At 70.0% G+C, this 12,252-nt stretch carries 11 protein-coding genes; 4 read left to right on the top strand and 7 right to left on the bottom strand.

All coding sequences use genetic code 11. The annotated features are described in order from the left end of the window. Nucleotide 1 precedes the first annotated feature (1 nt). Both NR112_RS16515 and NR112_RS16520 read left to right on the top strand, forming a co-directional pair. Nucleotides 2-253, top strand: a complete 252-nt coding sequence (locus NR112_RS16515; protein WP_020144600.1) for a DUF4242 domain-containing protein — start codon at nt 2-4, stop codon at nt 251-253. Between the two features lie 284 nt (nt 254-537). Then, nucleotides 538-945 carry a transferase gene (locus NR112_RS16520; RefSeq protein ID WP_256795401.1) on the top strand — a complete coding sequence of 136 codons (408 nt, stop codon included), beginning with the start codon at nt 538-540 and terminating at the stop codon, nt 943-945. Between the two features lie 12 nt (nt 946-957). Here the strand turns inward: NR112_RS16520 and NR112_RS16525 are convergent, their stop codons facing one another. Beyond that, entirely contained in the window at nt 958-2,343 is a 1,386-nt protein-coding gene (locus NR112_RS16525) for an NAD-dependent malic enzyme (RefSeq protein ID WP_256795402.1), read from the bottom strand. Between the two features lie 197 nt (nt 2,344-2,540). On the opposite strand from NR112_RS16525, the gene NR112_RS16530 reads away from it, so the two are divergent. Continuing rightward, entirely contained in the window at nt 2,541-2,885 is a 345-nt protein-coding gene (locus NR112_RS16530; RefSeq protein WP_256795403.1) for a hypothetical protein, read from the top strand. Nucleotides 2,886-3,159: 274 nt separating this feature from the next. Here the strand turns inward: NR112_RS16530 and NR112_RS16535 are convergent, their stop codons facing one another. From NR112_RS16535 to NR112_RS16550, 4 genes are all read right to left on the bottom strand, one after another. Further along, nucleotides 3,160-6,087 carry a vitamin B12-dependent ribonucleotide reductase gene (locus NR112_RS16535; protein WP_256795404.1) on the bottom strand — a complete coding sequence of 976 codons (2,928 nt, stop codon included), beginning with the start codon at nt 6,085-6,087 and terminating at the stop codon, nt 3,160-3,162. Between the two features lie 94 nt (nt 6,088-6,181). Next, entirely contained in the window at nt 6,182-6,679 is a 498-nt protein-coding gene (gene nrdR, locus NR112_RS16540; protein ID WP_020144585.1) for a transcriptional regulator NrdR, read from the bottom strand. Nucleotides 6,680-7,173: 494 nt separating this feature from the next. Beyond that, the gene (locus NR112_RS16545; RefSeq protein WP_056776055.1) at nt 7,174-7,602 is read right to left on the bottom strand and encodes a Crp/Fnr family transcriptional regulator; all 429 of its coding nucleotides are present in this window, start codon (nt 7,600-7,602) and stop codon (nt 7,174-7,176) included. Between the two features lie 130 nt (nt 7,603-7,732). Continuing rightward, nucleotides 7,733-8,491: a hypothetical protein gene (locus tag NR112_RS16550; protein ID WP_256795405.1), complete on the bottom strand. Its 759-nt coding sequence runs from the start codon at nt 8,489-8,491 to the stop codon at nt 7,733-7,735. A gap of 127 nt (nt 8,492-8,618) precedes the next feature. On the opposite strand from NR112_RS16550, the gene NR112_RS16555 reads away from it, so the two are divergent. Beyond that, nucleotides 8,619-9,896: a GAF domain-containing sensor histidine kinase gene (locus NR112_RS16555; protein ID WP_256795406.1), complete on the top strand. Its 1,278-nt coding sequence runs from the start codon at nt 8,619-8,621 to the stop codon at nt 9,894-9,896. Here the strand turns inward: NR112_RS16555 and NR112_RS16560 are convergent. Together NR112_RS16560 and NR112_RS16565 are read right to left on the bottom strand one after the other, a co-directional pair. Beyond that, on the bottom strand, nt 9,793-10,485 hold the full coding sequence (locus tag NR112_RS16560) for a hypothetical protein (RefSeq protein ID WP_256795407.1): 693 nt from the start codon (nt 10,483-10,485) through the stop codon (nt 9,793-9,795). The two genes, NR112_RS16555 and NR112_RS16560, sit on opposite strands and share 104 nt — an antisense overlap. Beyond that, complete coding sequence (locus NR112_RS16565; protein WP_256795408.1) at nt 10,482-12,227, bottom strand: alpha/beta hydrolase; 1,746 nt, start codon at nt 12,225-12,227, stop codon at nt 10,482-10,484. Before NR112_RS16565 ends, NR112_RS16560 begins: the two co-directional genes overlap by 4 nt. Nucleotides 12,228-12,252 lie beyond the last annotated feature (25 nt).

A 12,252-nucleotide genomic window follows, 5' to 3' on the forward strand; every position in this document is an offset into this window, starting at 1 on the left:
CATGCCGCTCTTCATGGACGTCCACTCCCTCGGCGACGGGGTCACGATGGACGCGGTCGCCCAGGCGCACCGGGCCGACCTCGCCACGCAGGACCCCCACGGCGTCAACTACCTGCGCTACTGGGTCGACGAGCACCGGGGCCAGATCTTCTGCCTCGTCGAGGCTCCCGACGCCGAGGCCGCCAACACCGTGCACCGCGACGCCCACGGGCTCGTCGCCGACGCCATCTACGAGGTGCAGGAGGGCGTCTGACCGCCCCACCCGCGCCACTGCCAACCGCCTGACGACCCCAGCCGGATGCCGCCACCCCGAGGTGACGGCATACGGCCACGTCGTCCTGCGCCCACGCGGTCGCCAACCTGTCATCCCCGGTCGTCCCGGCACCGTCCCAGCCGATGGAACCGCGCGGTTGGCCCGCGCGTTGGGCGGGTAGAAACCACTCATCACCTCGCGGAATCTTCATGTTCACTTGAACGTTTACCTCCGTGAGGCACGCGTGGACAGACGGTCCACGCACGACCCGAAGGGGGTGCACCATGAGGCGAAGGAAGTACGAGGAGTTCGAAGAGGACAACGGAACCGTGCTGCGCTACGCCCGCCACGACAACGGGGGCGGTTTCGTCGAGTCGCACGCCCGTGTCGACCCGGCGGCCTACGTCGCCGAGAACGCCTACGTCGACCGCGGCGCGGTCGTCGGCGCAGGAGCCCGCATCGCGACGGGCGCCTGGATCGACCGCGGTGCGGTCGTCCACGCCGGAGCCAGCATCGGCACCACGGCACACGTGGCCGCCGGCGCCGTCGTCGGGCGCGATGCCCGGATCGGCGCACGCGCCAAGATCGGCGCCCACGCCCACGTCTGGGACGGCGTCCGCGTCGACAGCGACGACGTCATCCCCGAGGGCTCTGTCGTCCGCGCCGGCTCGCAGCGGCGACGCGCCGCCTGACGACCGGTCAGCTCAGCGGGTGCCGGCCACCCGGGACACCGCTGCGGCAACCGCCGGCGCGACGCTCGGGTCGAAGACGCTGGGGATGATGAAGCTCGGGTTGATCTCGCCCGGCTCGACCGAGTCGGCGATGGCGGTCGCAGCCGCGACCATCATGTCGTCCGTGATGTGAGAGACGCCGGCGTCGAGCAGTCCGCGGAAGAAGCCCGGGAAGACGAGGACGTTGTTGATCTGGTTCGGGTGGTCGGAGCGGCCGGTCGCGACGACGGCGGCGTGCTGGCTCGCGGCGATCGGGTCGACCTCGGGCACGGGATTGGCGAGGGCGAAGACGATCGCGTCGGGAGCCATGGTCGCGATGTCGTCACCCGTCAGCAGGTCCGGCGCCGAGACGCCGACGAACACGTCCGCACCGACGAGGACCTCCTGGAGGGTGCCGCTCTGGTGACCGGTGTTCGTGTGGTCGGCGATCCACTGGCGGAAGGGCTCCATGCCCTCGTTGCCGTTGTGGACAGCACCCGTGCGACCGCAGGCGACGATGTTGCGGGCACCCTGGGTGAGCAGCAGACGGATGATCGCGTGACCCGCGGCGCCGACGCCGGAGACGACGATGTGCACGTCGTCGATGGACTTGTTGACGACGCGCAGCGCGTTCTTCAGCGCGGCGAGGACGACGATCGCGGTGCCGTGCTGGTCATCGTGGAAGACGGGGATGTCGAGGAGCTCACGCAGGCGTGACTCGATCTCGAAACACCGTGGGGCAGAGATGTCCTCGAGATTGATGCCGCCGTAGACGGGGGCGATCGCGCGCACGATCTCGACGATCGCATCAGGGTCCTGGGTGTCGAGGCAGACCGGCCAGGCGTCGACTCCACCGAACTGCTTGAAGAGCGCGGCCTTGCCCTCCATCACGGGGAGGGCCGCGAGCGGGCCGATGTTGCCCAGCCCCAGGACAGCCGAGCCGTCGGTGACGACGGCGACGGTGTTGCGCTTGATGGTGAGACGGCGGGCGTCCTCCGGGTGCTCGACGATCGCCTGACAGATGCGAGCGACTCCCGGCGTGTACGCGCGTGACAGGTCGTCGCGGTGCTTGAGGGGCACCTTCGGGTTCACCTCGATCTTGCCGCCGAGGTGGAGCAGGAACGTCTGGTCGCTGACCTTGCGCACGACCGCACCGGGGATCGCGGCGATCGCGTCGGTGATGAGGTGACCATGCGCCTCGTCCCGCGTGTCGCACGTGACGTCGACGACGAGCCGGTCGGTGCGGCTCTCGGCGACGTCGAGCGCCGTGAGGGCTCCACCCGTGGACGAGACGGCGGTCGTGAGGGCCGCGGTCGCGTTGGCTGCGGCCGGCACCTCGACCCGGACGGTGATCGAGTACCCAGGACTCGGGATGGCCATGACAGTCCTCTCGCGCGGAGCATCGGTGTCGGACCACCCCATCTTTCACCTGACCACGGCGTATCGCACGGAGGCGCCTGTCGCCAGTTCGCGCAGCCCGGGCCACTGCGATCCCCCGGCGTGTCGGCTGAACCATCGACGCCTTCGGGCCGCGGGTTGGAAGGTTGGTTCCGGTCACCGTCACCGTCACCGTCACCATGGCGGGGTACCTGACGACGAGTGCTACCTCTGAGCCGACCAGCAAGGTCCTGGCCGGAGCCCTCGTTCCCTCACCGACGCCGACGCTCTCGGGCACCGCCAAGGTCGGCAACGCCCTCACCGCAACGCCCGGCACCTGGGGACCCGCACCAGTCGTGCTCACCTACAGGTGGTACCGGGTGTCCTCGACGGGTGTGGTCACCGCGATCACCGGAGCGACCGCCTCGAAGTACGTGATGACCGCCTCGGACGAGGCCTACCGGGTCAAGGTGACCGTGACCGGGTCGAAGGCCGGCTACACCAGCGTCGCCCGAACCTCGGTCGTCACCGCCTCCGTGACGTAGGTAGAGCGCCCAGGAGGCCGGTCGCCACCAGCTCGACACGTTCACCGACTCGAACGTGGGAATGGCCTTGCGCGGTTGGCGGACTCCCTCATCACCTAGGGCAGCGTGCTTCCACACTGCCCTCGAGCAGGGACGCCGGCCCGGCCCCCGTGGAGGGGCCGGGCCGGCGTCGTTTGCCGCTCAGCCAATGTCACCTGACGAAACTGGTGACATTGCTGACCAACGGCATGTCCCTCGTGACCGAGGCCTTCATGACAATGCCTGACCGTCGACGTCAGCTGCAGCCGCTGGTGCTTCCGCAGCCCTCGCAGACGTAGCAGGAGCCGGCGGGACGCATCTTCGTGCCGCAGGTCATGCAGATCGGCGCGTCGGCGGTGATGCCGCCGAACTTCTCGAGCAGCTCGGCCGAGCTGTGCACGTCGCTCGAGATCTCACGGGCGGAGGCAGCGCCCGCACCCGACTTGACCTCGGCGGCTGCGGCCGGAGCGTCAGCCTGGGCCTCCTCGGCCTTGTGCTCGGCCTTCTTGGAGACCGGGGCCGACTGCTGGAGCGACTCGAGCTCGTCCTCGAGGTCCTCGTCGGACTCGTCCGACTCGATGGCCTCGTAGGAGCCGGTCTCCACCTGGCGGGCCCGCTCGGACGCCGTGTGGATGCCCATGAAGGAGCGGGTGTCGAAGTCGAGGTAGTCGAGCGCGAGACGGCGGAAGACGTAGTCCATGATCGACTGCGCCATGCGCACGTCCGGGTCGTCCGTCAGGCCGGCCGGCTCGAAGCGGAGGTTCGTGAACTTCTCCACGAACGTCTCGAGGGGCACGCCGTACTGCAGACCGATGGACACGGCGATCGAGAAGGCGTCCATGACGCCGGCCAGGGTCGAGCCCTGCTTGCCGAACTTGAGGAAGATCTCGCCGAGCTGCTGGTCGTCGTACGTACCAGCCGTGAGGTAGCCCTCGGCCCCGCCGACGGCGAACGACGTCGTCTGCGAGGTGCGGCGCTTCGGCAGACGGCGACGGACCGGGCGGTACTCGATGACCTTCTCGACCTTGACCTCGGCAGCAGCAGCGTCGGCGGCGGCCTTGTTGTCCTTGGCCGTCGAGCCACCGTCGGACAGCGGCTGACCGACCTTGCAGTTGTCGCGGTAGATCGCGAGGGCCTTGATGCCGAGCTTCCAGCCCTGCATGTAGACGTCCTGGATCTCCTCGACCGTGGCCGTCTCGGGCAGGTTGACCGTCTTGGAGATGGCACCGGAGAGGAACGGCTGCGTCGCGGCCATCATGCGCACGTGGCCCATGGCCGAGATCGAGCGCGCACCCATCGCGGTGTCGAAGACCTCGTAGTGCTCGGGCTTGAGCCCGGGGGCGTCGATGACGTGACCCTTGTCGGCGATGTACTCGACGATCGCCTCGACGGTCTCGCCGGTGTAGCCCATCTTGCGCAGCGCCCGCGGGATCGTCAGGTTGACGATCTGCATCGAGCCGCCACCGACGAGCTTCTTGAACTTCACGAGCGAGAAGTCCGGCTCGATGCCGGTCGTGTCGCAGTCCATCATGAAGCCGATGGTGCCCGTCGGGGCGAGCACCGACGCCTGGGCGTTGCGGTAGCCGTGCTTCTCACCGAGCTTGACGACGTCGTCCCACGCCTTCGTCGCGAGCTTGTGGACGTCGGAGTCCATCGCGTCGAGCGTCTTGATGTTGTCGTTGGCGGCCTGGTGCTTGCGCATGACCCTCTTGTGGGCGTCCGCGTTGCGGGCGTAGCCGGCGTACGCGCCGACGACCGAGGCCATCTCGGCCGAACGCTTGTAGGCCGCACCCGTGAGCAGCGAGGTGATCGACGCGGCGAGCGCGCGGCCACCCTCGGAGTCGTAGCCGTGGCCGGTCGCCATGAGGAGCGCACCGAGGTTGGCGTAGCCGATACCGAGCTGGCGGTAGTTGCGGGTCGTCTCGCCGATCGGCTCGGTCGGGAAGTCCGCGAAGCAGATCGAGATGTCCATCGCCGTGATGACGAGCTCGACGACCTTCTGGAAGGTGACGGCGTCGAACGTGTCGTCGTCGCGCAGGAACTTCAGCAGGTTGAGCGAGGCGAGGTTGCACGAGGAGTTGTCGAGCGACATGTACTCCGAGCACGGGTTGGACGCCGTGATGCGGCCGGTCTCTGGGTTGGTGTGCCAGGCGTTGATCGTGTCGTCGTACTGGATGCCCGGGTCAGCGCACTCCCACGCGGCCTTGGCGATCTTGCCGAAGAGCTCTCGGGCGTCGACGGTGTCGATGACGGAGCCGTCGCTGCGCGAGCGCAGACCGAACTCCGTGCCGTCCTCGACGGCCTTCATGAACTCGTCGTTGACGCGGACCGAGTTGTTGGCGTTCTGGTACTGGACGGAGACGATGTCCTTGCCGCCGAGGTCCATGTCGAAGCCGGCGTCGCGCAGGGCACGGATCTTGTCCTCCTCGCGCGCCTTCGTCTCGACGAACTCCTCGATGTCGGGGTGGTCGACGTCGAGGACGACCATCTTGGCCGCACGACGCGTGGCGCCGCCCGACTTGATGGTGCCGGCGGACGCGTCGGCGCCGCGCATGAAGGAGACCGGACCGGAGGCCGTGCCACCGGAGGAGAGCAGCTCCTTGGAGGAACGGATGCGGGAGAGGTTGAGGCCGGCCCCGGAGCCGCCCTGGAAGATCTTGCCCTCCTCCTTGTACCAGTTGAGGATCGAGTCCATCGAGTCGTCGACGGCGAGGATGAAGCAGGCGGAGACCTGCTGCGGGCTCTTGGTGCCGACGTTGAACCACACGGGCGAGTTGAACGAGAAGACCTGGTGCAGCAGGGCGTGGGTCAGCTCGTGCTCGAAGATCTCGGCGTCGTCGGGCGAGGCGAAGTAGCCGTTGCTCTTGCCGGCGGCGACGTAGGTCAGCACGACGCGGTCGATGAGCTGCTTGAGCGAGACCTCGCGGGCGGCCGTGCCGACGGCACCGCGGAAGTACTTGGTGGTGACGATGGTGCTGGCGTTGACCGACCAGAAGTCGGGGAACTCGACCCCGCGCTGCTCGAAGATCGTCTCGCCCGTCTTCCAGTTCTGCTGGACGACGTCGCGCTTCTCCCACGTGACCTCGTCGTACGGGTGCACACCGGGCGTGCTGTAGATGCGCTCGATCTTGACGCCCTTGGCGCCTGCCTTCGAGCGTGAGCTGCGGTTACCGATCTCCGTCATGTCGTGCGGCCTCCCTGACCGAATCTGCTGCTGGTTTCAAGTGTTGCGTGGGGCACCGACAGGGCGGGTGTCCCGGACGTGCTGTGGAGGGTGGTTACCGCTGGACGTCGAGCCGGGACGGAGCCGTGGGCTCCTCCCCCAGCGCTTCGTGCTCGGCTCGAAGGAGCGCGATGGCTCCCTCGAAGTCCTCGAGGCTCTCCCACGCCTGGTAGACGCTGGCGAACCTGAGGTACGCGACTTCGTCGAGCTCGCGGAGCGGTTCGAGGACGGCCATGCCGACCTCGTGCGCCTCGATCTCGGCGTTTCCCTGCGACCGGATGGCCTCCTCGACCTTCTGGGCGAGAAGGGCCAGGTCGTCCTCGCTGACGGGCCGCCCCTGGCATGACTTGCGCACGCCCGAGAGGACCTTGGCCCGGCTGAACGGCTCGGAGGCCCCGGACCGCTTGATCACGTTGAGGCTCGAGGTCTCGAGCGTCGTGAAGCGGCGGTTGCACTCGGGGCACTGGCGCCGACGCCTGATGCAGGCGCCGTCGTCGGTGGTGCGCGAGTCGATGACCCGCGAGTCGGTGTGGCGACAGAACGGACAGTGCACGTCTGGTCACCTTTCCTTCCCCGAGACCCAGTCGTTCAACGGTGTGGCGTCGTCCCGTATGCCGGCCCAGATCCGTCCCGAGCCCCGCCCGGTGTTCGTGGGACCGGTCGCGCCTGGGGATGGATCTGGGGATGACGTGGGGATGACCTGTGCGTAACCCCCGTTTGCCTGGGGACTACATGTGGACGTCTTACATCTGTGTAACTACTACATGTAGGGGTAACTGTAGGCATGGTGTGACCCCGATCGCAAGCAGGTGGTCGCGGTCCGGCGCGCCGCGCCCCTGACCTGCACAAACGTCACTCCAGTCCCAGGCGTCCCGGCGTGTCGCGAAGCATCCATCCCCAACATCTAGGGGTGGCCGGCGCCACCCACTCCCCCATCTACGGGTCCACGAGGGTATGCCGCCCGGCCGCGACCGCGACGATCGGGCCCTCCGGGCACCACGGCCGTCAGACCCGGCCCCGGTGCGCGGGGTCGGGTGGCGCCGCCGGTCAGCGGGCCGCGGCCTCGCCGAGCTGCACCTCGAGCTGGCGCACGCGGGTGACGAGCCCCTTCAGCAGCAGGACGGCGGTGTGCGGGTGCTGGTCGATGAGGTCGGTGAACGCGGCGGGCGAGAGCCGGAAGGCACTGAGTCCGTCGGGGCCACTCGTGACCGTGGCCGTGCGCCCTGACCCGTCGATGAGCGACATCTCACCGAAGTAGTCACCCTTCGACAGCGAGCCGACTCCTCGGCCGTCGACGTCGACGTCGGCCGTCCCCTCGAGCAGCATCACCATGCCGGCACCGCGGTCGCCCTGCTTGACGACGGGGACGCCGGGGCCCACCTTCACCGTGGATCCGCGCGCGATCACCTCTTCGACGAGGTCGTCGGGCAGCTCGCAGAAGAGCTCGACGGCGCAGAGCGAGTCCTTCAGGCTCATGAAGTGCCTCCCACCTCGTTGGCCCACTCGCGGGCCGGCCCTTCGACGGTAGCCCTCCTCGGAGCAAGCGGGTAGGCATTCACCCAAGACGAGGAGGGGTGGTCCGGGAGGCCCTCCACGACCCCATCGCTCAGCGCAGCCGCGCGATGGCGGGCCGGGTCGCGAACCACAGGCAGAGCACCGACATCGCTGCGCCGTAGACGACAGCGGCCAGGAGGACCGAGGTGCCGGCGGCGAGCGCCCCGAAGGCCGGGATCGCGAGCGGCACCAGCGCCATGTCACCGAGGCTCGAGACCGACGAGACGCGTCCGAGGTGGCTCGGCGCGATGGTGCGCTGGTACGTCCCCGAGAGCCACACCGACGCTGCACCCGCCGCGACGCCGATGAGGAGCATCGACGCCGACAGGACGGCACGTGAGCCGACGCCGGTGCCCGCGATGCAGACACCCTGACCGACGAGCGCGGCGAAGCCGGCGCGAGCCGGCTGGGCCACTCGCCAACGGATGCCGACGGCGCTGCCGGAGATCGCCCCCACGGCGAACGCCGCCTCGGCGGCGCCGAGCCAGCCCGGCCCCCAGCCGGAGCTGCTGACCCGCAGGGCGATCCCGAGGGCGATGACCGGCGAGACGAAGACGTTGAGGGCCGCGAGCCCGAGGACGAGCAGTCGGGCCGACTCGTCCCCGCGCAGGTATGCCGCCCCGTCCTTCAGGCTGGCCGTCCACGACGCGTGAGGCCCCTCGACGGCCAGCAGCTCGCACAGCCAGCGACGGGTCGGATGGTGGAAGGCGGTGAGGACGTCGAGGAGGGCGTTGCCCGTCTCACTGCCGAGCGTGTCGACGGAGGCGGGGCTCGTGGCGGCATGGCGCTCGGAGGCGGGACGTCGTGGCATGCGCCCAGCCTCGGGTGCGCGCCTGATGTTTCACAAGCGCTCTTGTATGACTCCCGCGATGTCGCCGACGTGGCGGGGCAGGCCCGGGTGCTTGCCCCGCACGCCGTCATGACAGAGTCTGCCTACTGTGACAAACCGGACATCGTCAGCAGACGTCCTCGACCCGGCTCAGCGACGCGAGGACGCGTTGGCCGGCTACGACGTGCTCGGCAACGCTCCCCAGCGCGAGCTGCAGGCCCTCGTCGACATCGCGGCGCAGGTGTGCGCCGTGCCCCGCGCGGCGATCAACCTCATCACGGCCTCGCACCAGCACCAGATCGCCACCACCGGTTTCGACGCCTCCATCTGCGCCCGCGAGGACTCGATGTGTGCCGCCGTGCTCCAGCACACCCACCGCGTCGTCGTGCCCGATGCGAGCCTCGACGTCCGGTTCCGCGAGAACCCTTTCGTGACGGGCGTCCTCGGAACCGTCCGTTTCTACGCATCGGCGCCACTGACGACGCCGGACGGCGTCATCATCGGTCGTCTCTGCGTCTTCGACTCCCAGCCGCGCGCGCTCGACGAGGCGCAGGAGCAGGCTCTCGTCGCCATCGCCGAACGCGTCGTCGACGTTCTCGAGCTCCGTCTGCGCACCCACGAGCTGGAGGACTCGCTCGCGGCGCTCACCGAGACGAGGGACGAGCTCCACCGGTCCAACGAGGCCCTGTCGGTCTTCGCAGGACAGGTCAGCCACGACCTGCGCACGCCGCTCACCGCGATCATGGCGAGCACCGAGATGCTCGGCCAGCAGCCCGCAGTGGCCGGGGACGAGTGGTCCGAACGGCTCGTCGCCACGGCTTTCCGCTCCGCCACGCGCATGGCCGGGATGATCGAGCAGATCCTCGCCCATGCCCGCGTCGGTGCCGAGCTGCACCGCAGCGACACCGACCTCGACGAGGTGCTCTCCTCGGTGCTCGAGGACCTCGACCCGACGCTGACCGCCCGGTCGGCGACGGTCACGACGGGGGCGCTGCCGACCCTGCCCGCAGACGCGCAGCAGCTCTACTCGGTGCTGCTCAACCTCGTCTCCAACGCGGTGAAGTACGCCCGTCCCGGCGTCGCGCCTGTCATCGAGATCTCGGCGGTGCGGGTCAGCGACTCGTGGCGCATCTCGGTGCGCGACAACGGGATCGGCATCTCCACCGCGGACCGCGAGCGCGTCTTCGGCCTCTTCAACCGCGTCGAGACGTCTGTCGACGGCAGCGGGATCGGCTTGGCCACGGTCAAGCGGATCATCGAGGCGCACGGAGGCTCGATCGGGATCAGCTCGGTGGACGGTCCCGGCACGGACGTGTGGTTCGAGCTGCCGGCGCGGCTGCCCGACCACGACGAGCACGACGGGTACGACGGGCTCGGAGCGGACTGACCGGACGTCGAGCGCGGACGAGCACGACGAACGCGACGACGCCGGCCGTCGGTGCCCCGACATCCATGAGGATCACCTGACAGACCGTGCCGATGTAGGCCCAGAGGACGGATCCGTCGTCGAGGGCATGGCCGGCGGCGGAGGCGCCCGAGCTCGCGGCGCTCTCGAGCAGGGCGGCTCCGGCGACGGTCGCCGCCTCGGCGAGGGCCGTGAGCGCTGCCCACCGCAGTCGCGCCAGGACGGCCCCGGTCGTCACCGTGGGTGGCGTCGGCCAGGTCGGCAGCCGCGCGACCGCGGGACCGTCGACGGCCGAACCCGTGCGGACGACCGGCTCCATGCCCGGCCGGGAAAGGGCGACCGCGAGGACGACCCCGAAGCCGACGACGCCCAGCAGAGAGGTGGGTGCCAGCGCATGGAGGGCGCCATCGCCCGCGGCGGTCCCGCCGTCGGTGATCCAGCCGACCGCGACGTAGGGCAGCGCCTGGAGCACGACGAGGCACAGGCACGCCCGGGCGACGAGACGATCGCGTCGATCGCACTCTGCCCTCCGTTCGAGATGCCCGGTCGGCTCGTCGTCGAACGAGATCACGGGACGAGCCTCGGCCAGCGCATGGGGTCGGTCCCCAGGCTCGGTCCGGTCGTCGTGCAGGCCCTCTCGTCGGCGCCCTGGAAGACCCGCAGGTCGGGACGGCCGGCCGCCACGGCGACGAGGTTGCGCGCACTGTCGGTGCCGGCCCGGAGGTAGTCGGAGTGACCCGTGGAGGTGCGACGGACATCGACGAAGTCGGATCGCGGGTGGAGCCAGTGGTTGCATCCGGTCCCCGTCTGCTTGAGCGCGAACGTCGAGAGCCGGCTCGCGCCCACGACGTCAGCCGGCGCCGTGCCGTGCACCATCCAGCCGTAGCCGAAGACGTCGTCGCCCACCGCGCCGAGGACGTTGAGGGAGCCTGGCTTGAGGGCCGTGTGCGCCATGTCAGAGAACGGCAGTCCAGGCGCCCCGAAGACGGCGACGTCGTCGATGGCACTCGTGTGAAGCGAGGCGTAGCCGGCGAGCGTGGCGCCGTACGAGTGGGCCCAGACCGTCTGGTGAGCCGGACGGTCCCGCGCGGCCTCGACACCGGTCACGAAGTCGGCCAGCGAGCCGGCGCCGTCGCGGGCGAGCTTGCCGTTGAGGACGTTCCGGTCCACGGACGTGACGATCTCGTGGACCTGCGGGGCGTCGTACCCCATCCAGGTCACGACTGCGACGTCCTCACCGCGCGCCACCGCCCTGGCCTCCGAACGCATCCGCCTGAAGCTGTCGTCGTAGCGGCGGAGATCGGCACCCACCATGGTCGACAACCCACCGACGAACGTGACGACGTGGTCGGCCCGGTCGACGTCGCCGATCGCGACGACCGCCTTGACGTCGAGCCCGGTGGGGTCGACGAGGAGCAGACGCCGGGGTCCACCGTCGCGACGTCCGAGCACGTCGCGCACCGCCTGCAGGGCCGCCACGTGCTCGGCCGCACGGGTGCGCTCGGCGGCATTGCTCGCAGACGCCGACCGCTGCGCCTCCCGTTCGCGGGTCCAGGCCGCCTGTTCCGCTCGGCCCAGCAGGGCGAGGTTGGCCTCGTGGCGAGCGGCGGCGGGCACCCCGTCGCGGGGACCCACCCAGTCCGGACGCTCGCGGATGGCGCGGCGTCGTTCCTCATCGGTCAGGGACCGCCACCAGGCGGCGGAGGCGAACACGTGACCGCCGACCCCGGCACTCGTCGAGGACACCGCAGGCGGAGGTGGCAGCTGCCGGGGGAACGGCTGCGCAGGATTCCCCAGAGACGCCGTCGCCCCACGAGCGGCGGTCAGCAGCGCCCTCCAGAGCTCGTCGTCGGTCTGGCTCGCGGCCTGTCGGGCCTGCATGAGGCAGGCGTGCACCTCGACCCTCAACAGGTCGTCGAGCCGTGCCCGGTGCGCCTCGCCGGCAAGGTCTCCGAGCGACGCGCGCACGGGAAGGAAGAGCCGACCCTCGCCGTCGACCCAGGCGCCTTCGTCGGCCGCCCGACGGTCGGCGCGACCGACGAGGTCGAGCGCCGACTGCAGACGTGCCGCGGCGTGCCCGACCGCGTGACCGGTCACCGCGATGCTCCCCGCGAGTCGGCCGAGGCCGACGACGACGAGGCCGTAGCGGTCGGCGGCCGCCGAGGAGGCCGCGCCCGACCAGCGCGGCGCGGCAGAGCGACGCCACAGCACGATCTCTGCGAGGCCGAGGACCCGGAGGCGATGCTCCTCGAGGCGGCGGCCCACCTCGAGCAGCGACTGAGGTCGGCAGCCCCGGACGTCTGCGACGGTCATGGTCAGCGCGGCACCGGCACCACCC

Source organism: Terrabacter sp. Ter38 (assembly GCF_024519435.1).
In the GTDB taxonomy this organism is placed as follows: Bacteria; Actinomycetota; Actinomycetes; order Actinomycetales; family Dermatophilaceae; genus Terrabacter.

What these genes read in the sequence shown, in the direction of transcription:
- NR112_RS16525 (WP_256795402.1), bottom strand. Translation starts at nt 2,343, where the DNA reads ATGGCCATCCCGAGTCCTGGGTACTCGATCACCGTCCGGGTCGAGGTG.
- NR112_RS16520 (WP_256795401.1), top strand. Translation starts at nt 538, where the DNA reads ATGAGGCGAAGGAAGTACGAGGAGTTCGAAGAGGACAACGGAACCGTG.
- NR112_RS16535 (WP_256795404.1), bottom strand. Translation starts at nt 6,087, where the DNA reads ATGACGGAGATCGGTAACCGCAGCTCACGCTCGAAGGCAGGCGCCAAG.
- NR112_RS16550 (WP_256795405.1), bottom strand. Translation starts at nt 8,491, where the DNA reads ATGCCACGACGTCCCGCCTCCGAGCGCCATGCCGCCACGAGCCCCGCC.
- NR112_RS16545 (WP_056776055.1), bottom strand. Translation starts at nt 7,602, where the DNA reads ATGAGCCTGAAGGACTCGCTCTGCGCCGTCGAGCTCTTCTGCGAGCTG.
- NR112_RS16515 (WP_020144600.1), top strand. Translation starts at nt 2, where the DNA reads ATGCCGCTCTTCATGGACGTCCACTCCCTCGGCGACGGGGTCACGATG.
- NR112_RS16565 (WP_256795408.1), bottom strand. Translation starts at nt 12,227, where the DNA reads ATGACCGTCGCAGACGTCCGGGGCTGCCGACCTCAGTCGCTGCTCGAG.
- NR112_RS16530 (WP_256795403.1), top strand. Translation starts at nt 2,541, where the DNA reads ATGGCGGGGTACCTGACGACGAGTGCTACCTCTGAGCCGACCAGCAAG.